We start from the raw sequence: 24292 nt of genomic DNA on the forward strand, positions 1-24292 counted from the left end.
GAAACCGAGGTCCGCGAAGGATACAGAGGTAAACCGAACCATCCATTGAATACAAAAAGGCCCCCGAGCTTGCGCCGGGGGCCTTTTCTTGTCCTGCTTTTTTATCCTGCCTTACTTGGCGGTAACCAGGTAGAGCGGTTTGACGAAGGTGGCATCGGTGGCTGCCCTCACCTCTTCCACCACGTCCGCGGGGACGGCGGAGTCGAGGGAGAGGATGACCATCGCCTCGCCTTTCTTCTCGCGACGGCCGAGGTTCATGGCTGCGATGTTAATCTCGTGCTTGCCGAGGATGGTGCCGATCTTGCCGATGATGCCCGGACGATCGCCGTAGGCCAGCAGCAGCATGTGCTCTTCCGGACGGAAGTCCATCTGGTAGTCACGCAACTTGACGATGCGCGGTACCCCTTCGAACACGGTGCCGGAGATGAGGCGCTTTTCGCCCGGGCCTTCGATGGTCACGGTGATCAGGTTGGAGAAATCCTCAGACTGGGTGGACTTCACCTCTTCGATCACGATGCCCATATTGTCGGCCACGAGCTGCGCGTTGACCATGTTCACTTCCTGCTCCACCCTGCGGTTCAAGAGCGACGCCAGGCCGCACACGGTAATGGGGGTGCAGTCGTACTGCGCCAGGCCGCCGGTGTAGGTGAAAGTGATCTTGTTCAGGTTGGTGTCGGCCAACTGGATGATGAAGTCGGCCAGAACGTTCACCAGGTTCAGGTAAGGACGCATCTGCCCCATGAGAGAAGCGTCGAACTTGGGGATGTTGATGGCGTTCTCGATGGGCTGCTCGTCCATGTAACGCAGGATTTCCTTGGCGACGTCGACGGCGACATTCACCTGCGCCTCGAAAGTGTTGGCCCCAAGGTGCGGGGTAACCACCATCTTCTCGTGGCCGATGAGCTTTTTGAGGATTTCGGAGTCGGGCGGTTCCTGGCTCCAGACGTCGAAAGCGGCGCCGGCGACGCGGCCGGAGTCGAGGGCTTCCAGCATCGCCTCTTCGTTGATGATGCCGCCGCGGGCGGCGTTGATGATGATGACCCCGTCCTTCATGGCGGCCAGTTCTTTCTTGCCGATCATGTTCTGGGTCTCGCTGGTGAGCGGGGTGTGGACGGTGATAATGTCGCAGTTCTTTATGATCTCGTCGAGGGTGACCAGCTTGACGCCGAGGTCATGGGCGCGCTTCTCGGCGATGTACGGGTCGCAAGCGAGTACTTCGCACTCGAATGCCTTGAGGCGAGTGGCAACGCGACCGCCGACCTTGCCCAGGCCGATGACGCCAGCGGTCCTACCCTTGAGCTCGTAGCCGGTGAAAGGAGCACGCTTCCAGGCGCCGCCCTTGAGGGAGCCGTTGGCCTTGGTTACGTTCCGGCAGAAAGAAAGCAAAAGCGCCATGGCGTGCTCGGCTGCGCTGTTGGTGTTGCCGAAAGGTGCGTTGACCACGATGACGCCCTTGGCGGAGGCGTAATCCACGTCGACATTGTCGACGCCGACGCCGGCGCGGGCGACGAGCTTCAAGTTGGTCGCATGGTCGAGCAGGGGCTTGTCCACGGTGGTGCCGCTTCTGGTGATGATAACGTCGTAATCACCAATGATCGAGTAAAGCTCCTCTTTCTTCAGTCCCAGCTTGATGTCCATCTGCACGCGCGGGTCGCGCTGCAAAATTGCCAGTCCTTCCTGAGCCACCTCATCGGTTACGATAATCTTCATTGCCACTCCTTTGTTTAGGTTGGAAACCGGTTCTGCGTTCAACGTTCACCGTTGTACGTACTCATTACTGATTGCTGCTATGTCGTTGCCTCGTAGAAACTTGTCTTGTGCTTCAGACCGGGTGCGGGTGTTTGGCCAACTGGATGAAGCGGCGCATTTTGTCGGGATCCTTCTTGCCGGGCGACGCTTCAACGCCGCTGGAGACGTCGACCCCGTAGGGGCGCACCCGAAGCACCGCTTCGGCGATATTGTCAGGCGTAAGCCCGCCCGCCAGGACGATGCGTCCGTGTTCCTTGGCGGCGATGGCGCAGTCCCAGTCGAACACCTCGCCAGTCCCGCCGTAGGCGTGGGGCGAATAGGCGTCGAGCAGGTAGGCGGAGACCTGGTATTCGGCAAGCGGGGTCAGGCTTTCCGGCCCGCGCACGCGGAACGCCTTCATCACCCTGCGGTTAACCAGCCGGCAGTATTCCGGGCTTTCCTCCCCGTGCAACTGGACGATGTCCAGGCCGCAGCAGTCGGCGGTACTGTTGACGACGTCGATATCGGCGTTGACGAAGAGGCCGACCACCTGGATGAAAGGGGGAAGCTTGGCGATGATCTTCTGCGCGGCGTCCGCTCCGATGAAGCGGGGGGACTTGTCGAAGAACACGAAGCCCAGCGCATCAGCACCGGCGTCGACGGCCATGAGAGCATCGTCCACCGACGTTATGCCACAAATCTTCACCTTTGTCATGCGCGTATACCCTTAGATTTATTAAACTTCCAAAGCAAAACCGTTAGCCACGCAGAGAATCTGGGGACTTCGGAGAGAACCAGAAAGCTATAGCCCTGGGGAAAACCAGCGGCGGTCTCTCTCTTTGCCCTCCGTTAGCCGGAATCGCCTTTCTGTTACAGGCTCACCTTCGGCAGACGCTCCAGGGATTGACGGATCAGCTCTTCGGGGTACTCGAAGTCTTCGAGACGACCGGAGAGATAAGCGTCGTAGGCGCCCATGTCGAGCTGGCCGTGGCCGGAGAGCCCGAACAGAATGGTCTTCTCCTTCCCCTCTTCCTTGGCGAGCACCGCCTCGTCGATGGCCGCACGCAGCGCATGGGAAGACTCAGGCGCGGGGACGATCCCCTCGGTCCTGGCAAAGAGGAGCGCGCCCTCGAAGCAGGCGTTCTGCTTGTAGGACTTCGCCTCGATCTCGCCGGCGTGGTAGAGCTGCGAGATAAGCGCGGACTCCCCATGGTAACGAAGACCGCCGGCGTGGATCCCCGGCGGCATGAAGTCGTGCCCCAGGGTGTACATCTTGGTAATGGGCGCAAGTTTCGCAGTGTCGCCGTAATCGAACGCGTAGACCCCCTTGGTGAGGGTCGGACATGAGGCGGGCTCGACGGCCAGGCAGCGCACCTTCTTGCCATTGGCGCGGTCCGACAGGAACGGGAAGGCAAGGCCGGCGAAGTTGGAACCACCACCGCAGCAGGCGATGACCACATCGGGGTAATCCTGGGCCAGCGCCATCTGCTCCTTCGCCTCGAGGCCGATCACGGTCTGGTGCAGGCAGACATGGTTCAGCACGCTGCCGAGTGCGTAGTTGGTGTCGTCATGGGTGGCGGCGTCCTCGACTGCCTCGGAGATGGCGATGCCGAGACTCCCCATGTTGTCGGGGTCGTGAGCCAGGATGCTGCGCCCGGCGTTGGTGAACTCCGACGGCGACGGGATCACGGTCGCGCCCCAAAGCTGCATCATGCTCTTGCGGTACGGCTTCTGGGTGCAGGAAACCTTCACCATGTAGATGGTGCACTCCAGGCCGAACATGGAGCAGGCCAGGGCCAGGGAACTCCCCCACTGCCCGGCACCGGTCTCGGTGGCCAGTCTGCGGATGCCGGCCTGCTTGTTGTACCAGGCCTGCGGGATGGCGCTGTTGGGCTTGTGGGAGCCCGCCGGGGAAACACCTTCGTACTTGTAGTAGATCTTCGCCGGCGTCTGCAGCGCCTGCTCCAGCCTGTGCGCCCTGAACAAGGGGGACGGACGCCAGATCCGGTACTTCTCGCGCACTTCGTCAGGGATGTCGATCCAGCGCTGGGTGGACATCTCCTGCTCGATGAGGGACATCGGGAAGATCGGGGTCATGTCCTCCGGGGTGACCGGCTTCAGGGTCGCCGGGTTGATCACCGGATGCAGCGGCCCCGGCATATCAGGAATGATGTTGTACCACTGTTTCGGGATGCGGGACTCGTCAAGCAAGAACTTGGTGTTCATAGCCACTCCTTTGTCAGTTGGAACATTTCAAAATTTGGCCTGTTGGGCAGAGAGGCAAATCCCCCCTGTCCCCCCTTCGCAAAAGGGGGGGACGTTAGGGCGCGTGCGGCGGATGGCAGCAACCTTTTGTATGGTACCGCCCGGTGCAATGCACGTTTGCGGAGGCGCGGCGCCTCTTACCCTAGCAGCTCGGACAGTTTCGCTCCTACGTCGGGCTCGCGCATCATGGACTCCCCGATCAGGAAGGCGTGCAGGCCTTTCTCAGTGAGACGCACGATCTCATCCCGGGTGTTGATGCCGCTCTCGGCGACGATGATCCGACCGGCGGGGATCTGGGCGGCCAGGCGCTCGGAGGTCGCGATGTCGACCTGGAAGGTGCGCAGGTCGCGGTTGTTGATGCCGATCATGCTGCAGTCGGTTTGCAGCGCCATCTCCAATTCCTTCTCGTCGTGCACCTCGAGAAGCACGTCCATGGAGAGTTCCTTGGCCAGACTATGGAAGTCACGCAACTGCGGCACGTCCAGCATGGCGGCGATGAGCAGGATGGCGTCGGCACCGGCAGCGCGGGCCTGGTAAATCTGGTAAGGATCGAAGATGAAATCCTTGCGCAACAGCGGCAGCGATACCTGTTCGCGGATCAGCGCAAGGTAACTCAGGTGCCCCATGAAGAAGTGCTCGTCAGTAAGAACCGACAGACAGGTGGCGCCGTTATCCTGGTAGGTGATGGCAATCTGCAGCGGATCGAAGTCGGCGCGGATCAGTCCCTTGGAGGGCGAGCCCTTCTTTACTTCAGCGATGATGGGGGTCCAGCTGGAACCAAGGGAGTTGAGGATGGCATTCTGGAAGCCGCGCGGGGTGTCTTCGATGTCAGCGAGGCGGTCCATGATCTCGTTGAGCGGAACCGCCCGCATAGCCTGCTCGAGTTCGCCCTGCTTATAGTCGACAATCTTCCTGAGTACGTCGGGAACCTGGGTCATCTGCTATTGCACCTCGTTGGTGAGCGCGACCAGCCGCTCCAGTTGCTGTAAGCCCCGCCCCGAATCGATGGTCTCAGCAGCGAGCTTGATACCTTCCTGAACGTCGGACACCTTGCCGGTGGCCAAGAGGGCGAAGGCGGCGTTCAGGAGGACGATGCGACGTTTGGCGCCGTCCTTGCCGGCCAAAATATCGCGGACGATGACGGCGTTGCCCTGGGCGTCGCCGCCATGCAGTTCCGTGAGGGGAGCGCGCTCCAGGCCGAACTGTTCCGGGGTTATCTTGTAGACCTTGACGCCATCGGCACTGACCTCGCCGATGGTGCTCTCGCCGGTCAGGGTCACCTCATCCATGCCGTCACAGCCGTGCACTACGTATCCGCGGCGGCAGCCGAGCTTTTTGAGAACCAGGGCCAGCTTTTCGACCAGTTCTTCGCGATAGACGCCAAGCACCTGGCAATCCGCACTGGCGGGGTTGGTAAGCGGTCCGAGGATGTTGAAGATGGTACGGACGCCGATCTCGCGGCGTGGACCGATGGCGTGCTTCATGGCGCCGTGCAGCGCGGGGGCAAACAGGAAGCCGATACCGATCTCGGAGATGCACCGTTCCACGGTCTCAGGGGTCACGTCCAGGTTTACGCCCAGCGCCTCGAGGACGTCGGCGGAGCCACAGGAAGAGGAGACGGCGCGGTTGCCGTGCTTGGCGACCTTGACGCCGCAGGCGGAAACGATGAAGGCTACGGTGGTGGAGATGTTGAAGGAGTTGGTGCCGGAACCGCCGGTGCCGCAGGTATCGAGGATGGTCTCACGGTCGAGGTTGATGTCGTCGCGGTCGATGCCGAGGACGCTTTTGCCAACCCGGATCGGGAAGGCCCGATCGCGCATGACCCGCGCTGCGCCGGTGATCTCGTCAACCGTCTCGCCCTTCATCCTGAGCGCAGTGATAAAGGCCGCGATCTGGGCCGGGGTGGCCCCGCCGGACATGATCTGGTCCATCACCTCGATCATCTCCGCTTCGCTGAGGTTCTCCCGCTCCACAACACGTGCAATGGCCCTACGAATCATAGCAGCTCCTTCCAAACAGAATTCAAAGACACAATAGGCCAGAAGCCAACCACAGAGGACTCAAGGGAGCACAGAGGAACACAGAGTACAATCACTCTTTTCCTCTGGGAACTCTGCGGACCTTGGTGACCTCTGTGTTCAAGCTTTTGGTTGTTACTGCCGGGACATCTTCAAGAAGTTACGCAAAAGATCCATGCCCCCCTCGGTAAGGATCGACTCGGGGTGGAACTGCACCCCCCAGATTGGTAGCGTGCGATGGCGCATCCCCATAATCTCTCCCTCTGCGACCCACGCCGTTATCTCCAACTCGGCCGGCAGCGTGTCGCGCTCGACAATCAGGGAGTGGTAACGGGTCGCAGCGAACGGGTTGGGGAGCCCCTCGAAGAGCCCCTTGCCATCGTGCAGGATCGGCGAGGTCTTACCGTGCATCAGCGTGGCACTCTTGACGATGTTGCCGCCAAAAGCATAGCCGATGGACTGGTGCCCCAGGCAGACGCCGAGAATGGGTATCTTGCCGGCGAAGTGGCGCACCACCTCGACCGAGATGCCAGCCTCCTCCGGTGAGCAGGGGCCGGGGGAAATCACGATGCGGTCGGGAGCGAGCGCTTCGATCTCAGCAATCGTGATCTTATCGTTGCGGAATACCTTGACCTCCTCACCTAATTCGCCCAGGTACTGAACGATGTTGTAGGTAAAGGAGTCGTAATTGTCGATCATCAGGAGCATAGCTGGGGACCCGCTGGCATCGGGTGGAGGGCCGGAAAAGCGACCGGAACCCCACCCTTTTGCTGTTAATTGGAAAGGGGAAAATATATAGGTTTCGCGGCAAAAACTCAAGAAAATCCGACAGGAAAAGCAGAAAAAGGGAGGAGATTCGGAGGCCGCTGGCTGTAAAAACGGCATTACCCCAGCTGCAGGGGAGGAAATATTTATCCTCCCCAAAAGAATATTTACCGAGGCTAGCTCGTCGGGCGCCTGTTCCAGGCGAGCCAGTAGAAGCCGAGGTCGCGCAACAGGTTGCTGAAGGAGTCGAAATCGACCGGCTTGGTGAGGTAGCTGTTGGCGTAGTGGTTGTACGCCTGGGCGAGGTCCCGCTCCGCGGCGGAGGTGGTCAATATCACGACGGGAATTGACTTCAACTGCTCGGACGCCTTTACCTGCTTCAGTACCTCGATGCCGTCCACCTTGGGCAGTCGCAGGTCCAGCAGCACCAGGTGGGGGCGCGGGTAGGCGTTTTGGTCGGCATACCGGCCGCGGTTGTTGAGGTAGTCGAGAGCGGCCTCGCCGTCCTCAACGTGGAACAGGTTGTTGACCAGCCCGGCATCGCTCAGGTTGCGGATCGCCAGTTCGGCATGGTCCGGATTGTCCTCAACCAGCAATATGCACAGCGGTTCGCCGTCTACCATCTTCGCTCCTTTCAGAAGATCCGAGTATTAAAAACTGCGGTTCAAAGGGATTGTTAAAAGAACACCTTCAAAGTGTCTTTTATCCCTTTTATCCAAGTTCAAGCCGGTTCAGGTGGCCGGGTGCCGAGGGTAAAGCAGAATGTGCTCCCCTGCCCTGCACCGTCCGACTCGACCCACAGCTTGCCGGCATGGAATTCCACGATGCGCCGCGCCAGGGCAAGGCCGATACCGGTCCCCTCGGAGCGCGCGTCCAACTGGTTAAAGAGCCCGAAGATGGTCTCGTGGTACTGGGCGGGAACCCCGATGCCATTGTCACGCACCGTGAAGACGGGCCCTTCGTCACCCTCGCGCACACCGATCTCGATGCGGTTTTTTTGCTGGTCGCCCCTGTACTTGACCGCATTCTCCACCAGGTTCTGCAGCACCTCGCCGATGCGGGGCTGATCCCCCCACACCTTTGGGAGGCCTGGTTGAAGCGTCACTTCCACCCCGGCCTGCTGTATCGGCCCAGAAAGCTGTGCGAGCACATCTTTCGCAAGCAGGTTCATGTCGATCAAAGACGGGGCGTTAACGATACGGCCGATGCGTGAGAGCTCCAGCAGGTCGCTCAAAAGGGCCGACATCTTGTCGGCGGCACCCATGATGCGGTGCACGTCGCCATCCAGGCGCTGCAGGTTGCCCCCTTCGATGTCCTTGAGTACGGCCCCGGCGAAGCCCTTGATAGTAATGAGCGGGCTTTTCAGGTCGTGGGAAACCGTATAGGTAAAACGTTCCAGCTCCGCATTTTTAGCCTCCAGCTCGGCTTCGCGCTCCATGCGCTCGCGCACTTCCTTCTCCAGCAGCAGTGTCTGCTCTCGCAGGCTCTCACTGGCGATTTTCCGGTCGGTGACGTCGCGATTGCTGCCCCGGATGCCATTCTCGGCGCCGCTGGCCGTGTAGACCAGCCGGCAGACGTGGGCAATCCAGCGGACCTCGCCGTCCTTCCTGATGATGCGGAAATCGATGGGGTGAGGAGTCCCGCAAAAGGAGTCCCGGATGTGCTGTTCGTAACTCGCTCGGTCATCGGGGTGGACGATCCGGTGCAGCAGTTCGGGATCTGAGTAGAATTCCTCCCGGCTGTAGCCGGAATGCTCCAGGCAGGAGGGGGAAACATAGCGAAACGAAAGGTCTGCCCCCTGCCAGTACTCCCACCCTTCCGTGTAATCCGCCACGGTCCGGTAGCGCTCCTCGCGTTCCTCGATGATGCGTGCGCTGCGGCTAAGAACTCGCCCCCCGGCTCCTATGAGCCCAAGGCCCAGGAACCAGGTCAGGCCATAGCTCACCGCCGCCCCGGTCATCACCTCGCCCATCATGGCCGAGTTCGCCTCCAGCGGCACCGAAGCACTGACCCCTCCCCTGATATCGCCAATGCGGTACCCCTGTGCGGCGTGGCACTTGAGACAGGGGGCCTCGGTGACGAAGGGACGCATCAGCCTCATGTACATCCGGCCGTTGATCTCCTGAACCTCGCTCACCTCCTTCACTCCTGTCTCGAACTGGCGCAACGCCTTGGCTTCCCAGGCGTCGGGCTTGTTTTCGGGCCGGATGGGGTTGAGGCTGGTGATGTGACCGCGCACCAGGTTGTTCTGGCTATCCGCTAACTCGAAGACCTGCCGGGTCATGTAGGCGGGGTTCACCAGCGTCAACGCTTTGCCCGAGGGGGTGATGACGTCACGCTCCTTGATATGGGCCAGATAGGGGTTGGGTGGGCTGAGGTCGGAGGCGGGGACGTAAACGCCGCCATGTTTCGTGGCCCAGCGTCGGTACAGGGTGTCTTTTTCGTATGTGGCGCGCGCCTCGGCACGGGCGATGGCGATCACCGTGCGCTGCTCGCCGCTGTAAAACCAGTAAAAGGAAAAGGCGATGCCAGCGCTCCAAAACAACATCAGGGCCAGGATGAAGCGACGGATCTTGTTGACCTGGGTGACCATGCGGGGCTTCCTCTTGTCGCTGTCGCCGTCCCGTTAAGGCCGGTCCAGCATCTCCCGTACCTTCTTCAGCAGGACCATCGGTTTCACCGGCTTCATGACCAGTTCGGCTCCTTCGTCGAGATCGCTCCTGCTGCGGATGATGTCGGCCGTGTAGCCACTGGTGAACAGGATCCTGGCATCAGGCTGGTATTCCCTGATGGTCTCGGCGGCCTCCTTGCCGTTCATGACGGGCATGATGATGTCCATGAGCACCAGCTTGATAGCGGGATTCTCCTTGAACCTTTGCACTGCCTCAAGTCCGTTGGCGGCGTGGATGATGTCGTAGCCGTACTGCTTGAGGATGGAGGAAACCAGGTCGAGGACGTGCAGATCGTCCTCGGCCACCAGGATGGTCTCGTTGCCGCGTACGTCAGGTTCTGCAGTCGCGGTGCTTTTTTCCGGTTCTGCGGCTTTGATGGCGGGAAGGTAGACCCTGAAGGTGGTGCCGATACCGGGCTCGCTGTAGACATTCACGAACCCCTTGTGCTGGGTGATGATGCCGTACACGATGGCGAGTCCGAGCCCGGTACCCTTGCCCACCACCTTGGTTGTGAAGAAGGGATCGAAGATCTTCTTGCGGGTGCCCTCGTCCATCCCCTGCCCCGTATCCGAGATGGTAAGCATGGCGTACATGCCGGGGGTACCGAAGCCGTGGGCGTGGACGAAGGCGGCGTCGATTTCGTGGTGCTCGGTCTCGACGAAGAGCCGCCCTCCCTTGGGCATCGCATCGCGGGCGTTTGCCGCCAGGTTCATCAGCACCTGCTCAATCTGCCCACTGTCCACCACGGCCCAGAGCCCCCCCTCAGCCAGAGAGGTGGACAGGGTGATGTCCTCGCCGATGATCCGCTGCAAGAACTTCTCGACCCCTTTCACGATGTCGTTGAGATTGGCGGGGGCTGCCTTCACCTCCCCTTTACGGCTGAAGGCGAGCAGGCTTCGGGTCAGGTTGGCGGCCCGGTCTGCCGCCGCCGAGATCTGCATGACCTTGTCGCGGGCGGGGTTGTCGGGCGGCAGGTCGAGCTTGAGCAACTCGCAGTACCCGCCGATGACGGTGAGAATGTTGTTGAAGTCGTGGGCCACCCCGCCGGCCAGCACCCCCACCGCCTCCAGCTTCTGCGAGTGGCGCAGCTGTTCCTCGAGCTTCATCCTCTCGGTGATGTCGAGGGCGATGGCCAAGAGGCGCTGGCAGCCGTCCACGGTGATACGTTGACAGTAGTACTCTCCCTTAAGGGTCCTACCATCCTTGGCGTGCAGTGTAACCACGGTTCCGGCGACATGCCCCTCCTCCTTGAGCTTGTCGAGTAACGCTTTCCTGTCGGCCGGGTTGATCCAGCCCAGCGACGTCGACGCACGCCCGAGCACCTCTTCACGACTGTAGCCTGAGAGTTCCACGAACTTGCGGTTCACGTCGAGGAAAACCCCCTCCTCCATGTCCGTGATCACCATGATGAGCGGAGCGCTGTCGAATGCCTTGTGGAACTTCTCTTCGCTCAGACGCAGCGTTTCCTGGGCCAGTTGTCGTTCGGCTATCTCCTTTTTCAAAAGCTGCGCCTGCTCCAGGAGGGCTTCCTGGGCCAACTGGCGCTCGGCCACCTCGTGCTCGAGGCGGTGACTTTGCAGCTTGAGGGCCTCCTCCGCCCGCTTGTGCTCCAGGATGTGGTCCCATTCGCGCAACGCGCGCTCGACGATACGCGGCATGGCATCGAAGACCTCCGGCATCTTGACCACGTAGTCAATAGCGCCTGACTTCATCACCTCTACCGCCACCTGTTCGCTGCCGTGCGAGGTCATCATCACCACCGGCGCTATGTTCGCGGACTGCGCCACCAGGTCTCCCCCCTTGCCATCGGGAAGGAGGTAGTCGGTGAGCACGATGTCGTAATTCTTGCTACGGATGCGGTCCAACGCCTCCTTCACCGTGGCGGCCACGGTCAGCTCGTACTGCCCGGACAGGTCGCTGAATCCCCGCCGGATCAACTCCGCGTGGGCATCATCGTCCTCAACGACAAGTATCTTCTTTACCGGATAGGCAGTACCCATAGGGTCAACTCCTACATTCCATCGATTGAGGTGATCTTTCTTATGCCACGGGCTAGTTTACTACCAATTTCTGCCTTGTGTGCTTTCAGGAGCACTTTTTTTGATCTTAGCTCTGTCATAGCTCCAGACTATGCAGAGAACCAGACTAGCACTCACACTCTATGCAAGAGTGTCTCGAGCACTGTGCAACACAAATTATATGAAATAACTTAAAGCTTTGCCCGGGTTCTACCGAAACGGGAGAGAGGACGGTCTAAGGGGGGTCTTATGAGGAAAGCGGTACTTCTGTTGAGTCTATGGGCGACTACGCTGCTGTTTAGCGTCCCCCCTTGCTATGCGGCACCCCTATCCATAGGGGTCGCCCCCCACACCAGTGCCCGCATCATCTTGCAGATGTACCAACCGCTGCGCCAGTACCTCGAAAAAACGTTGGGGCGCGAGGTGGACGTGGTCACCGCACCGGATTTCAACGACTTCGTCCGGCGTGGCCTGACGGGTACCTATGACATCGCCATTACGACCTCCCACCAGGCCCGGTTACTGCAGACAGACGCGGGCTATATCCCCTTGCTGACGTACCAGGCTGACTTCCGTTCCGTTGCGCTGGTGGCCAAATCCGGGCCGACAAAGTCCGCGGGCGACTTGAAGGGGAAAGAGGTGCTGGGGTTGAGCGCCACCTCCCAGGTCACCCTGTGGGGGCAACGCTGGCTTGACGAAAACGGGATCGACGCCAGGATGAAGTACGTGAGCGCCTCCGACAGCGTGGCCCAACTGGTCGCGGCAGGCGAGGCGGCGGCCGGCTTCACCTCGCTCGCCAACTACCAAAAACTTCCCGACCCGCTGCGGGCCCAACTCATGGTGCTGGCCCAAAGCCCGGTGATGCCGGGCAGGGTGTACCTGCTGTCTCCGCGCCTGGCCGGCCAGCGCAGGCAGATCGAGGCAGCCCTTTGGTCCTTTGCGGCCACTCCGGAGGCCCGTAAATATTTTGATGAGAACAAGTTGCAGGGGTACCGCAAGCTGAAAGCGAAGGAGCTCGCCTCCATGGACGCTTACGCGGCCGAAGTCAGAAAGGTGATCAAGGGGAAAACGCCGTGAAGAGGATCTCGCCGCGCCAAAGCGTACGGGGGCGCCTGCTGCTCCTCGCCATCGGCGTGGAACTGGTCATGCTCACCCTTTTGGTGGCCAACAGCCACCGCCTGCTGAACAACGCCATGACCGACCAGGCGCGCTGGCAGGTGCAGCAGATGATGCCGGTCCTGAGCGCCGCGCTCAAGGCCCCACTGGCCCAGCGCGACTACGCCACCATGCAGGCCATCGTTGACGAAAGCCGTGCCACCGAGGGGATCGACTACGTCGTAGTGGCCGACCGGGAGGGACGAATGGTCGCCCTCAGCGGCTGGAACAGGGACCAGAAGCTGCCGCAGGAGAGCAAACCGCTCTCACTGGTAAAATTCAGCACCACCGACCGCTACGACGGCGTCATGCCCATCAACCAGAGTGGCCAGCACCTGGGCAGCCTGCACATGGGGCTTAACCTCTCCCGGGTGATCTCTGCCCGACACACTCTGCTCACCCAGGGGGTGGTGATAGCGACAGTAGAACTCGTGCTCTCGTTCGTCATCCTCGCCTTGATCGGACTGTGGCTCACCCGGCATCTGACCGCTCTGGCGACCGCGAGCCTGCAGGTGGCCTCCGGAAACCTCTCTCCCGCTCCCCTGCACGAAGGGAAGGATGACATGGGGCAACTGGGGGCTGCTTTCAACCTGATGTCGCGGGCCATCTCCGAGCGGGTCAGCGAGTTGACCGCTGCCAAGGAAGCCGCCGAAGCGAGTGAGCGGGCCAAATCAAAAAGCGAAATGAGGCTGCGCGCCATCACGGATTCGGCCAATGACGCCATCCTGATGATGGACGCCGCCGGCGCAGTCAGCTACTGGAATCCCGCCGCTTGTCGTATCTTCGGCTACTGCGATGACGACGTCATGGGCAAAGACTTGCACGAACTGCTCGCACCGAAACGCTACCATTACGCCTTCCGGTCCAGTTTTGCCAAGTTCAGGGAGAACGGTATGGGAAACGCCATGGGCAGAACCATCGAGGTTTTCGCCAGGCGCAAGGACGGCCGCGAGATCCCCGTGTCGCTCTCGTTATCCGCTGTGGTGCTGGACCACGAGTGGCACTCGGTCGGGATATTACATGACATTTCCGCGCAAAAGCAGGCGGAACAGGAACTAAGGGAGGCCAAGGAGAAGGCCGAGGCAAGCGAGCATGAGAAGTCCGAGAGCGAGGAGCGCCTCAAACTGGTCCTGGACGGCAGCAACGACGGTTTCTGGGACTGGGACGTCCCCAGCGGACGCATCGCCATCAACCGGCGCTGGGCGGAGATACTGGGATACTCACTGGACGACTTCCCGGACCCAACAGTAAAGGACTGGGAAGACAAGGTGGACCCGGAGCACAAGGAGCACGCCTTCCAGGCAGTAAGCCGGTGCCTCGAAGGCGAGACACCCAACTTCGAAGTCGAGTACCGGATGCGCACCAAGTCCGGCGGGTTGGTGTGGATCCTGGACCGCGGCAAGGTGGTGGAACGTGGAGCCGACGGCAAACCGGTGCGCTGCGCCGGGACCCACACCAACATCACCGTCAGAAAGGAAACGGAGGCACTGTTGCACCAAAATGCGCTGAGGCTGGAGCAGGAGGTGGCCGAGCGTCAACTCACTCAGGAACTGCTGGCCGCGAAACAGGACCAACTGGAGATGCTGAACCTCTCCCTGCGGCAGCGCGTGGACGAAGCGGTGACCGAACTGCGCCAGAAGGACCAGGTGCTTATCTCGCAAGGCCGTCAGGCCGCGATGGGCGAGATGATCGGCAACATCGCGCACCAGTGGCGCCAACCCCTGAACGCGCTGGCCATGGTGGTCAGCAACCTGCAGTTCGCCCAGCGCGACGGCACTCTCACCCCCGATTACCTTGATACGGAGGCGGCTACCGCGCAGCGCCTGATACAGAAAATGTCCACCACCATAAACGATTTCCGCGACTTTTTTAGCCCCGACAAGGAGAAGGTTCCCTTCTCTGCCCTGCAGCAGATCGAGCAGGCGGTGCAACTCGTGGAAGCTGCGTTCAAGAACAGCAACATCTCCATCATCCTGGACGCAGGCAACGACTGCACCCTCTACGGATTGCCCAACGAATACTCGCAGGTGCTATTGAACCTGCTAACCAACGCACGCGAGTCCATAGCCGGCGCCGGGGTAAGGCATGGCGGCATCACCATTAGTATCGAGGAGCAAGGAGGAATGGGGGTGGTCCGGGTGCGTGACAACGGCAGCGGCATTCCAGCGGAAGTGCAGGACAAGATCTTCGAGCCCTACTTTTCCACCAAGAGCATGGGGACGGGTATTGGCCTCTATATGTCCAAGATGATCATTGAAAAAAACATGAGCGGATCGCTAACGGCAGGTAATGTCGAGGGCGGCGCCGAGTTTGCCATCAAGACCCCGCTTGCGGAGAGAAAGCCATGAACGACGCGCAGCAGGCCCGACAGTGTCTCAAGAACATAACGGTACTCTATGTCGAGGACGAGGACGAAGCCAGGGAGCAGTTCACCCAGTTCCTCAATCGGCTGGTGGGGGTGCTAATCACGGCGAAGGACGGCGCCGAGGGGCTGGCGGCATTCCACGAGCACAAGCCCCAGCTGATCATCACGGACATCCAGATGCCCAACATGGACGGCATCGCCATGTGCCATGAGATCCGCAAGGTGGACAGCTCCGTACCGATCATCATCCTGACGGCGTTCGAGCAGATCGACTACCTGAAGGAGTCCATCAACCTGCACGTGGACCGCTACCTCACCAAGCCGGTAGAGGGGCAGATGCTCTACGATATCCTGCTCGACTGTGCGCGGCAGTTGGAAGAGGACACCGCGTTACACAACGCCGCCAACAGTGACCCGCTCACCGGCTTGGCCAACAGGCGCGAGCTGATGAATCGATTCGCCGCCGAGAAGAACAAGGCCGAGCGGCACGGCACCCCGTTGTCGCTGCTGATTGGGGACATCGACCACTTCAAACGGGTGAACGACAATTATGGACACCTGGCGGGTGATCAGATCCTGAAAGCGGTGGCGCAAAACTTCAAGGCATGCCTGAGGAGGGAGGATATCTGCGGGCGCTGGGGGGGGAGGAATTCCTGGTCATTCTCCCCAACACTGAAGCTGAGGCGGCCGTGAGGGTGGCGGAAAAGCTGCGGGAGGCGGTGGCCTCGATGGTGACACCGTGGGAACGGGAACGGCTGACGGTGACCATGAGCCTGGGCGCGGCGCCCTTCCGCCCCGGGATGGGGCTCGAAGAGTGCACCCGGCGCGCGGACGAGGCGCTCTACCAGGCCAAGAGCGGAGGGCGTAACCAGGTGGTGCTGGCAGGGACGCAGCCCCAGCCAGTTCCCGCTACGCCAGTAGTCTCCTAATCGATGCCGCGCTCGGCCATTTCGATGGCCTTGACCACGGCCTTAGCCTTGTTAACAGTCTCCAAATACTCGGAAGCAGGATCTGAGTCGGCCACGATGCCGGCACCGGCCTGCAGATGCACTTTGCCGTCCTTGATCACCAGGGTCCTGATGGCGATAGCCATGTCCATGTTGCCGGAGAAGGAGAAGTACCCGACCGCGCCGCCGTAGACCTCGCGCCGCACCCCTTCCAACTCGTCGATGATCTCCATGGCCCGCACCTTGGGGGCGCCGGACAGCGTACCCGCCGGGAAGGTGGCGCGCACCACGTCGAAGGCGTCGTGACCGGGCGCCAGTTCCCCCTGCACGTTGGAGACGATGTGCATCACGTGCGAGTAACGCTCGATCACCATGAGCTCAGAAACCTTGACGCTGCCGATCTCGCAGACACGCCCCAGGTCGTTTCTCCCCAGGTCAACCAGCATGACATGCTCGGCGCGCTCCTTGGGGTCGGCAAGAAGATCCTGCGCCAGCTCCTCGTCGGCGGCCGGGGTGGCGCCGCGCGGCCGCGTGCCGGCGATAGGCCTGAGTTCCACCTGTTCTCCCTCCTTGCGCACCATGACCTCCGGCGAGGCACCTACCACCATGGTCTCGTCCAGGCGCAGGAAGAACATGTACGGAGAAGGGTTCAGCGTCCGCAGCACGCGGTAGATGTCGAAGGGATCAACGGTGAGGTCGCCGGAGAAACGCTGGGACAACACCACCTGGATGATGTCGCCGCTGCGGACGTACTCCTTGGCGCGGGTCACCCAGGACTCGAACTCCTCGCGCTTCACGTTGGAGGTGAGCTCCACCTTCCCCTGCGCCGGCTTTTTCTCCGACGTCGGCAGCGGCTTCTTGAGACGCTCGATCAGGTTCTCGATCTTGTTCACCGCCTCGGCGTAGGCGGCCTCGGGAGACGCGCTCCCGTCCAGATGCGCGTTGGAGACAACCTTGATCTTCTGGCTCAGGCTGTCGAAGATGACGATGGTATCGGTGATGATGAAGTAGGCGTCGTAAGTGTTGATCAGGCTCGGGTTCTGGTCCGGCAGGCTTTCGAAATGGCGCACCGCGTCATAGCCCAGGTAGCCGACCGCACCGCCGAAGAACCTCGGGATGCCGACCACCTCGACCGGTTGGTAGCGCGCCATGTAATCCCTCACGTAGTTCAAGGGATCGGACACCTCCATGCGGCGCACCTCGCCCCCTTCCACGATCTCGACCCAATTGTCCTTGCCGCGGATGACCACCGCAGGCGAGGAACCAAGAAAGGTGTAGCGTCCCCATTTCTCGCCACCCTCGATACTCTCCAGCAGGAATCCGAAGCGGCCGTCGTCGATCTTCTTAAAGGCCCCCACGGGGGTATCCAGGTCAGCCAGGATCTCCCGGTAGACCGGGATCAGGTTGCCTTGTGCGGATAGAGTCTGGAACGTCGCGAAATCGGGGCAGTACATGAGGCTCCTTTTTTGGCTTACGAGGTGTTAAGTAGGGCTATCCCCTTGCCGGGAAACGAGTTTTGGCCCGACCTTAGTAACATAACGATGAAAAGGTGTCAAGAAAGGGGGAGTCTGGTAGAATCAAGTGCTAATGAAAACGCCAAAGACACTGATCATATTAAGAGAGCGCTATTTCGCCTTCGCACTGAAGGTGGTGGACCTCATCGTCCGTTTCAAGCGCACCACCGAGAAGATGTTCCTCTCGTGGGAGAAGTGGGTGAAGCCGGAGGGCGACATCGCGCTGGAAAAGCTGCTCTCCCGCTTTCCGCGTTACCTCACTCCCCCCTCCGGCAGCGTGCGCTGCGGTCCCGGCTGGTACCCGCTGGTGTGGGACCTGTGCACCGCCATCGAGGCCATGGAACACCTGGCCATGCCCAGGATCGGGCACTTCAAGGCAGAGGAAAGGCTCGGCGGCCTTTTCGTCAGGATCGGGTCTCGCTCTGCGATCGTTAAAGAATTGGCCAAGGACATCGAACACAAGGCAACCGCCATCTGCTCCGAGTGTGGCGCGCCGGGGTCGCTGCAACTGGGGCACGGCTTCGCCAAGACCCTCTGCCCGGTCCACGCGAAGAAGCGCAAGCCACAGAAGGCAAAACCGGTTCCCATCTCGCCGGAACTGGCTGCGGGCGAACCGCTGCTGCTGTTCCTCGACACCGAGTTCACGGACTTCGACTATCCGCAACTGATCAGCATCGGGCTGGTTTCCGAGAGCGGCGAGAGTTACTACGCCGAACTCGCCAACGGCTGGAGCCCCGAGGGTTGCTCGCCCTTTGTCACAGCAAACGTGGTGCCGCAGCTGACCGGCGGCGATTTCTTCCAGGAGCGGAGCTACGCCAGGCGCAGGCTTGCCGAGTGGCTTCTCTCCTTCGCGGCCCCGGTACGGGTGGTGTGCGATGCACCGGGTTTCGATTGGGTGCTCATGGTGGACCTCCTGGGGGACTCCTTCCCCAAGAATCTTTACACCGTCCCGATCCACTACTACAGCGAGAGTTTCCCCGGCCTGTTCGAGCTGTTACAGAAGGCCCACGCCGAAGCCTACAACGAATTCCCGCCCCACCATGCCCTGCATGACGCCGAGGCACTGCGCGAGGCATGGGAGGTCATGAAGGAGCACCTGCATCCAGCTATTTTGAAACAGTACCTGAAGCTGTAAGACCGAACCCCGGAACACAGAGGACACGGAGGTTAAGCCACGTCGACACAGAGGAAGGATTTTGACTTTAAACCCGCTTTAGCGTCTTTCCTCTGTGGTCTCTGTGCTCCTCCGTGTTCCTCTATGGTAATGCTTTCCCCGTTTTTACCTTTTTCTTCCCTCCCCCCTTGAAATATCCCCCGGCCGTTATTATGTTCCAGCGGTCATCAATAAAGCCTCAAAGGAGACCACCCAGACATGGCCAAAACCGTCAAGAAGTTCGAGACCGAGGTCCAGCAGCTTTTGGACCTGGTGATCCACTCCCTCTACTCCAACAAAGAAATCTTCCTCCGGGAGCTCATCTCCAACGCGTCTGACGCCATTGACAAGATAAAGTTCGAATCCCACTCCAACATGGAACTGCTGGAAGGGAACGCGGACTGGAAGATCAAGCTGCACGCCGACAAGGAAGCCGGCACCCTCACCATCACTGACAACGGTATCGGCATGAGCATGGACGAGGTCGCCGACAACATTGGCACCATCGCCAAGTCCGGCACCAAGAACTTCGTTGCCGCTCTCAAGGAACAGAACCTCGCCGATAATCCGGAGCTGATCGGCCAGTTTGGCGTCGGCTTCTACGCCTCCTTCATGGTGGCGGACAAGGTGGTCCTGACCACCCGCCGCGCGGGCGAGAAGCAGTACGGTTGCCGCTGGGAGTCTACCGGCGACGGCTCCTACTCCATCGAGGAGTGCGAAAAGGAGACCCGCGGCACTGAGATCGTGCTGCACATGAAAGACGACATGAAGGAGTTTCTGGACGAGTGGAAGATCCGCTCCATCGTCAAGAAGTACTCCGACTACGTGCAGTACCCGGTAGTGATGGACATCACCCGCTCCGAGCCGGTGAAAGACGCCGAGGGCAACGTCATCGAGGGTGGCGGTACCATCGACAAGACCACCGAGGAGACCCTCAACTCGATGAAGGCGATCTGGACCCGCCCCAAGAGCGAGATCACCGAGGAGGAGTACGAGGAGTTCTACAAGCACATCTCCCACGACTACGACAAACCGCTCTCCACCATCCACTACTCGGCGGAGGGGGTCAGCGAGTTCAAGGCCATCGTCTACATCCCGTCGCACAAGCCGTTCGACCTGTTCCTGCGCGATCACAAGAAGGGCGTGCACCTCTACGTGAAGCGGGTCTACATCACCGACAACTGCGAGGCGCTCTTGCCGGACTACCTGCGGTTCATCAAGGGCGTGGTTGATTCCTCCGACCTGCCGCTCAATGTCTCCCGCGAGATCCTGCAGGAGGACGTCCAGATCAAGCGCATCCAGAAGTCGCTGGTGGGCAAGGTCCTCTCCACCCTCGCCGAGATGAAAGAGAAGAACCTCGACGACTACCTGAAGTTCTACGGCGAGTTCGGGCCGGTGCTCAAAGAAGGGATCCACTTCGACTACGCCAATAAGGAGAAGCTGCAGGACCTGCTGCTGTTCGAGAGCTCCAAGACCGAGAAAGGTAAGTTCGTCTCCCTCAAGGAGTACGTCGAGCGCATGCCCGAGGGGCAGAAGGAGATCTACTTCATCACCGGCATGTCGCGCGACTCGGTCGAGAACTCCCCATACATGGAGGCCTTGCGCAAGAAGGACTACGAGGTCATCTACATGACCGACCCCGTCGACGAGTGGGTGGTCCAAGCGATCCACGAATACCAGGAGAAGCACCTGAAGGCAATCGACAGGGGCGACCTCGAGCTCGACACCGAGGAGGAAAAGAAGGAGAAGGAGGCCAAGAAGGAAGAGGCCAAGAAGGAATTCGGCGGCGTCATGGAGTACATCCAGGAGACCCTGAAGGACCGCGTCAAGGAGGTTCGCCTCTCCTCGCGCCTGACCGAGAGCGCCTGCTGCCTGGTGGCCGACGAAATGGGGCTCAACGCCAACATGGAGAAGATCCTGAAGGCGATGAACCAGGAGGTCCCCGAAGGAAAGCGTATCCTCGAGTTGAACCCCGAGCACCAGATCATGCAGGTCATGACCGCCATGTTCGAGAAAGACAAGAACAATCCCAAGCTCGCCGACTACAGCGAGCTGCTCTTCGACCAGGCTCTCTTGACCGAGGGCTCCCCGATCAAGGACCCGCTGCGCTTCACCAAGCTGGTAAGCGAACTGATGGTGGTCGGCGGCAAATAACGCCACCTGTTGCACATGAAAAAAGCCGGGAGGGTTCGCGACCTCCCGGCTTTTTGTGTTTAACGAGGCAACATCAACACGAGTCGGTAGAGGCCAAACTCTCCAGCACGTTGCCGAACTGCAAAGGCGAGCCCGGTACTCCCATAAGGGTGACTTTGTGGCCTCTCGCAACCTCAACCTTAACCAGTATTTTCTCCCAGTACCTCTGACAGTTTCCTACTCATCTCTGCCACCTTATATGGCTTCTGGATGAACCCTGAGAGCCCCGCACCGGCAAGTTTCAGACTCACCTCCTGTTCATTGTAGCCACTGGACATGATCACCTTGACGTCAGGCTTGAGAGCACGCAGAGCCCGGAACGTCTGCTCGCCATCCAAGTTGGGCATGGTCAGGTCGAGCAGAACGCAGACGATATCGTCCATCCCGGCTGTGAACAACTCCACTGCCTCGCGCCCGTCGCACGCCATCTTGACACTGAAGCCCAGGGCCTGGAGCATGTCGCTTGCCAATGCCCGGATACTTTCTTCGTCATCGGCCAGCAGCACCGTACCGCTGCCGCGCCAAAAGGACTGTTCGGAGGGAGGCGCAGGCAGGTCAGCTGCGCCGTCTATGCAGGGAAGCAACAGGCGGAAGCTGCTCCCCTTCCCTTTCTCACTGTAGACCTTGATTGCCCCCTTGTGCGCCCGCACGATGCCGAGCACCGCCGCCATACCCAGCCCGCGCCCGGTGAACTTGGTGGTGAAGAAGGGATCGAAGATCTTGGGAATGACCTCGCGGTCGATGCCGCAGCCGGTGTCGGAGACTTCCAGCACCACGTAGCATCCCTCGGGAAGACGGTCATCGATCCACGACTCGGAGAGGTAAGTGCGATCGCAATACATGCGCCTGGTACTGATGGAAATGAGACCGGTCCCCTCTTCCATCGCCTCGGAAGCGTTAATGACCAGGTTGAGGATCACCTGGCGCAATTGCGTGGCGTCGCCGCTGATGGCAGGAATATCGGCCTCGAAGTCATAACGAAGCAGCGCCTTCTTGGAGATGGAGACATCGAGCATCGGCCCCATATCCTGTACCACGCGGTTCAGGTCAAGCTTCTCGATGATGAAACTCCCCCGGCCGGAGTAGGCCAGCATCTGGCGCGCCAGGTCAGCTGCGCGGCTGGCGGCCTGCTCGATCTGGATCAGGTTCTCGCACGCGGGGGAATCGGGTGGTACCCGCAACAGCGCGAGGTCCGCGTTGCCAAGCACGACCATGAGGATGTTGTTGAAATCGTGTGCAATGCCGCCTGCCAACACCCCGAGACTCTCAAGCTTCTGTACGTGGAGCATCTGGGCCTCGATCAGGCGGTTCTCCTGTTCCAGTCGTCTGCGCTCGGTCATATCAACCGCGATAAACATCAGGTGGTGCTTCCCCTCCACCTCGAAGCGGGAAATGAAGCATTCCGATACCAAGGCGGCTCCGAATGTCGAAGAACCTGAGAACTCCCTGCTGCGGGTCTGACCGTCGGCTAGGACCAAATCAGCGAGCTGGCGAACTCCCATTGCCTCCCAGGAAGGGATCTTGCGGAAGTTCTGTGCGAGCATCTGCTCGATACTGGCGCCTACCATATCCGCGACGGCCTGGTTCGCCTTGACGCAATCGCCGCTCTCGCCGTCGTAGACCAAGATCCCGGTAGGCGACGCGGCCAGCAGCGATTCCAGCATGGCCAAGGCCCGATCCCGCGCCTCCTCAATGGTTTTTCTCTCGGTTATGTTGTCGTAGACCCCGAGCACACCGATGGCAGCTCCGCTGTCGTCGCGAAGCGGCACCTTGGTCGTGTCGACCCAGTAACGCTCGCCGTTGGCCTGGAGTTGCTGCTCGATGATGTGGCACTTGGCGGTGTTGCTGTCCATGACGCTGCGGTCATCAGCACGGTACGCCTCGGTCTCCTCGGCCAGCCAGGGAAGATCGTAGTCGCTCTTGCCGCGTATCAGTTCGGGGCGTTCCAGGCCGGCTCCCCTGGCGAAGACGATATTGCACCCTTCGTAGATGCTGTTCCTGTTTTTCCAGAAGACGAACTGCGGGATGGTGTCGATGATCTGCGCGAGCATGTTGCGCCCCTGCCGCAACTCGTCTTCGGCCCGCTCACGTTCTGCCAGTTCCTGCTTCAACTGTTCGTTGGCACGATGAAGGGCCTCGGTTCTCTCGGTAACCCGCTGCTCGAGCTCTTCCTTGGCGCGCCGCAACTCCTCCTCGACCTGGGCCTGCTTGCGGGTCTTGACCCGGACGATCCAGCCTAGTACCAGCGCTACCAGTGCGAACAGGGCTCCGGCTATTGACAGCTGCAGCCAGTCTCCTTGCCAATGGGATCCGCCGGGCACCAATGCGGCAGCGAAGGCAGGCGACGGCCGCCGGCCGGCAAGGTTTCCGTGGGGGGGTGGTGCGAGGTGTGACATCTGCTCTCCTACTGCCTGCGGGCGGCTGCGCGTGGCAAGCTTCTGCGCGACTGGCACAGCATGACGTGAAATAGGGAAAGGAGTTAGATTATTCTCTTATCGGCAGGGAGCGGTTACTTCATGAGAAAAAAGCGGCAAGCATGCACAGGAGGGAAAGGCAGGCCGGGAAGGGCGCTGCGAGGGTAGCAGCGCCCGCCGGCCGTGGTGTGGCCGGCGGAAACGGTCAGGCGGTCTTGCCGTACAGGGCCTCTCTGCTGGCAAAAGCCCGCTTCACCCTGGTGAGGAGGCCAATCTCCTTGACCGGCTTAAGCACGAAATCGAAGAACCCCTTCTCCAGGGCTTCCTTCTCCTCGTCCGGGGTAGCGGCGGCGGTCATCAGGATCACGGGCATGTAGCGAAACTCAGGTATGTTCTTGATGGCGAACAGGAACTCATAGCCGCCCAACTTGGGCATGACCTTGTCAGTGATCACCAGCTTGGGCTTCAGCGTAAAGATCTTGCTGAAGGCATCCATACCGTCGATGGCGGTCTCTACGGCATACCCCTGCCGGGTGAGGATCTTGGCCACCATCTCGCGGGAGAGTTGGTCGTCCTCGACCAGGAGGATAGATTTGCTGGCGGGGCCGGCGATAGTCTGCCCGAGGTAATGGCGCGCTATGGCCCGGTTGATCTCCAGGCGCGTGGAAACATAGAGCACCAGCTTCAGGTTGTGTTCGGCGGCGATGGAGGCGAAAAGGCTGTCCGTGGTCGGATCGGCCACCGCGAGGCCGAGGCGGCCGTCGTCGAGCTTCAGCGGGAAGATGCTGTGCTTGACCGCCATCTCGAGCGGAATCAGCTTAAGCACGTTGGGAGAATAGCTGTACTTGGCGAAGTCGACGATCTTCCGGACCCGGTACTGTATGGCAAGCGCCTCGGCGAGTTCTTCCGGGGTGACCAGGCCGATCACCTCCAGCAGTTCACCCAGACGAATGTTCTTGCTCTTGGCGTGGGCGATCAGCCGGTCCACGGAGGCCCGGGTCAACAGCCCCCGCTCGACGAAGATTTCCCCGAGGGGTTTGCGGGTAGGTTGCGGTGTGGCTATCGGTTTGATATCTGCGGTCATG

Annotated in this window: 16 protein-coding genes and 1 pseudogene; 5 read left to right on the forward strand and 12 right to left on the reverse strand. The window is 60.5% G+C overall.

Annotated features, from left to right (window positions below):
* Positions 1–111: 111 nt before the first annotated feature.
* From serA to K7R21_RS06585, 9 genes are all read right to left on the reverse strand, one after another.
* Positions 112–1710 carry a phosphoglycerate dehydrogenase gene (gene serA, locus K7R21_RS06545; RefSeq protein WP_224982465.1) on the reverse strand — a complete coding sequence of 533 codons (1599 nt, stop codon included), beginning with the start codon at positions 1708–1710 and terminating at the stop codon, positions 112–114.
* A gap of 112 nt (positions 1711–1822) precedes the next feature.
* Positions 1823–2443, reverse strand: a complete 621-nt coding sequence (locus tag K7R21_RS06550; RefSeq protein ID WP_224982466.1) for a phosphoribosylanthranilate isomerase — start codon at positions 2441–2443, stop codon at positions 1823–1825.
* A 155-nt stretch (positions 2444–2598) separates the two neighbouring features.
* Positions 2599–3954 carry a TrpB-like pyridoxal phosphate-dependent enzyme gene (locus tag K7R21_RS06555; RefSeq protein ID WP_224982467.1) on the reverse strand — a complete coding sequence of 452 codons (1356 nt, stop codon included), beginning with the start codon at positions 3952–3954 and terminating at the stop codon, positions 2599–2601.
* 176 nt (positions 3955–4130) lie between these two features.
* Positions 4131–4931 (reverse strand): indole-3-glycerol phosphate synthase TrpC, encoded by an 801-nt coding sequence (gene trpC / locus K7R21_RS06560; RefSeq protein WP_224982468.1) that lies wholly within the window; start codon positions 4929–4931, stop codon positions 4131–4133.
* Positions 4932–4934: 3 nt separating this feature from the next.
* Entirely contained in the window at positions 4935–5993 is a 1059-nt protein-coding gene (gene trpD / locus K7R21_RS06565; protein ID WP_224982469.1) for an anthranilate phosphoribosyltransferase, read from the reverse strand.
* A gap of 153 nt (positions 5994–6146) precedes the next feature.
* Entirely contained in the window at positions 6147–6719 is a 573-nt protein-coding gene (locus K7R21_RS06570) for an anthranilate synthase component II (RefSeq protein WP_224982470.1), read from the reverse strand.
* Between the two features lie 233 nt (positions 6720–6952).
* Entirely contained in the window at positions 6953–7399 is a 447-nt protein-coding gene (locus K7R21_RS06575) for a response regulator (RefSeq protein ID WP_224982471.1), read from the reverse strand.
* 98 nt (positions 7400–7497) lie between these two features.
* Positions 7498–9369: an ATP-binding protein gene (locus tag K7R21_RS06580; RefSeq protein ID WP_224982472.1), complete on the reverse strand. Its 1872-nt coding sequence runs from the start codon at positions 9367–9369 to the stop codon at positions 7498–7500.
* Positions 9370–9402: 33 nt separating this feature from the next.
* Positions 9403–11448 (reverse strand): response regulator, encoded by a 2046-nt coding sequence (locus K7R21_RS06585; RefSeq protein ID WP_224982473.1) that lies wholly within the window; start codon positions 11446–11448, stop codon positions 9403–9405.
* A 267-nt stretch (positions 11449–11715) separates the two neighbouring features.
* Between K7R21_RS06585 and K7R21_RS06590 the strand changes: the two genes are divergently transcribed.
* The 3 genes and pseudogenes from K7R21_RS06590 (at position 11716) to K7R21_RS06600 (ending at position 15915) form a co-directional block, all read left to right on the forward strand.
* A complete protein-coding gene (locus K7R21_RS06590) occupies positions 11716–12543 on the forward strand; it encodes a phosphate/phosphite/phosphonate ABC transporter substrate-binding protein (protein ID WP_224982474.1) in 828 nt (275 codons plus the stop codon).
* Positions 12540–14969, forward strand: coding sequence for a PAS domain S-box protein (locus K7R21_RS06595; protein ID WP_224982475.1), 2430 nt, complete (start codon positions 12540–12542; stop codon positions 14967–14969). The genes K7R21_RS06590 and K7R21_RS06595 overlap by 4 nt, the downstream gene beginning before the upstream one ends.
* Positions 14966–15915, forward strand: a pseudogene (locus K7R21_RS06600) (GGDEF domain-containing protein). Before K7R21_RS06595 ends, K7R21_RS06600 begins: the two are co-directional and overlap by 4 nt.
* Here the strand turns inward: K7R21_RS06600 and trpE are convergent.
* Positions 15912–17387, reverse strand: a complete 1476-nt coding sequence (gene trpE, locus K7R21_RS06605; RefSeq protein WP_224982476.1) for an anthranilate synthase component I — start codon at positions 17385–17387, stop codon at positions 15912–15914. The pseudogene K7R21_RS06600 and the gene trpE sit on opposite strands and share 4 nt — an antisense overlap.
* A gap of 133 nt (positions 17388–17520) precedes the next feature.
* Here trpE and K7R21_RS06610 point away from each other — a divergent pair, with 133 nt between their 5' ends.
* Positions 17521–18582, forward strand: a complete 1062-nt coding sequence (locus tag K7R21_RS06610) for a 3'-5' exonuclease family protein (RefSeq protein ID WP_224982477.1) — start codon at positions 17521–17523, stop codon at positions 18580–18582.
* Between the two features lie 237 nt (positions 18583–18819).
* On the forward strand, positions 18820–20754 hold the full coding sequence (htpG, locus tag K7R21_RS06615) for a molecular chaperone HtpG (protein ID WP_224982478.1): 1935 nt from the start codon (positions 18820–18822) through the stop codon (positions 20752–20754).
* 179 nt (positions 20755–20933) lie between these two features.
* On the opposite strand, the gene K7R21_RS06620 is transcribed toward htpG, so the two are convergent.
* Together K7R21_RS06620 and K7R21_RS06625 are read right to left on the reverse strand one after the other, a co-directional pair.
* Entirely contained in the window at positions 20934–23189 is a 2256-nt protein-coding gene (locus K7R21_RS06620) for an ATP-binding protein (protein WP_224982479.1), read from the reverse strand.
* A 223-nt stretch (positions 23190–23412) separates the two neighbouring features.
* Complete coding sequence (locus K7R21_RS06625; protein WP_224982480.1) at positions 23413–24291, reverse strand: response regulator; 879 nt, start codon at positions 24289–24291, stop codon at positions 23413–23415.
* Position 24292: the final 1 nt, after the last annotated feature.

Origin of the sequence: Geomonas agri (assembly GCF_020179605.1) — a bacterium.
GTDB lineage: Bacteria > Desulfobacterota > Desulfuromonadia > Geobacterales > Geobacteraceae > Geomonas > Geomonas agri.

Bases quoted from the DNA above. Each gene is read 5' to 3' on its own strand.
- serA (WP_224982465.1), bottom strand. From the start codon at position 1,710: ATGAAGATTATCGTAACCGATGAGGTGGCTCAGGAAGGACTGGCAATT.
- K7R21_RS06550 (WP_224982466.1), bottom strand. From the start codon at position 2,443: ATGACAAAGGTGAAGATTTGTGGCATAACGTCGGTGGACGATGCTCTC.
- K7R21_RS06555 (WP_224982467.1), bottom strand. From the start codon at position 3,954: ATGAACACCAAGTTCTTGCTTGACGAGTCCCGCATCCCGAAACAGTGG.
- trpC (WP_224982468.1), bottom strand. From the start codon at position 4,931: ATGACCCAGGTTCCCGACGTACTCAGGAAGATTGTCGACTATAAGCAG.
- trpD (WP_224982469.1), bottom strand. From the start codon at position 5,993: ATGATTCGTAGGGCCATTGCACGTGTTGTGGAGCGGGAGAACCTCAGC.
- K7R21_RS06570 (WP_224982470.1), bottom strand. From the start codon at position 6,719: ATGCTCCTGATGATCGACAATTACGACTCCTTTACCTACAACATCGTT.
- K7R21_RS06575 (WP_224982471.1), bottom strand. From the start codon at position 7,399: ATGGTAGACGGCGAACCGCTGTGCATATTGCTGGTTGAGGACAATCCG.
- K7R21_RS06580 (WP_224982472.1), bottom strand. From the start codon at position 9,369: ATGGTCACCCAGGTCAACAAGATCCGTCGCTTCATCCTGGCCCTGATG.
- K7R21_RS06585 (WP_224982473.1), bottom strand. From the start codon at position 11,448: ATGGGTACTGCCTATCCGGTAAAGAAGATACTTGTCGTTGAGGACGAT.
- K7R21_RS06590 (WP_224982474.1), top strand. From the start codon at position 11,716: ATGAGGAAAGCGGTACTTCTGTTGAGTCTATGGGCGACTACGCTGCTG.
- trpE (WP_224982476.1), bottom strand. From the start codon at position 17,387: ATGTACTGCCCCGATTTCGCGACGTTCCAGACTCTATCCGCACAAGGC.
- K7R21_RS06610 (WP_224982477.1), top strand. From the start codon at position 17,521: ATGAAAACGCCAAAGACACTGATCATATTAAGAGAGCGCTATTTCGCC.
- htpG (WP_224982478.1), top strand. From the start codon at position 18,820: ATGGCCAAAACCGTCAAGAAGTTCGAGACCGAGGTCCAGCAGCTTTTG.
- K7R21_RS06620 (WP_224982479.1), bottom strand. From the start codon at position 23,189: ATGTCACACCTCGCACCACCCCCCCACGGAAACCTTGCCGGCCGGCGG.
- K7R21_RS06625 (WP_224982480.1), bottom strand. From the start codon at position 24,291: ATGACCGCAGATATCAAACCGATAGCCACACCGCAACCTACCCGCAAA.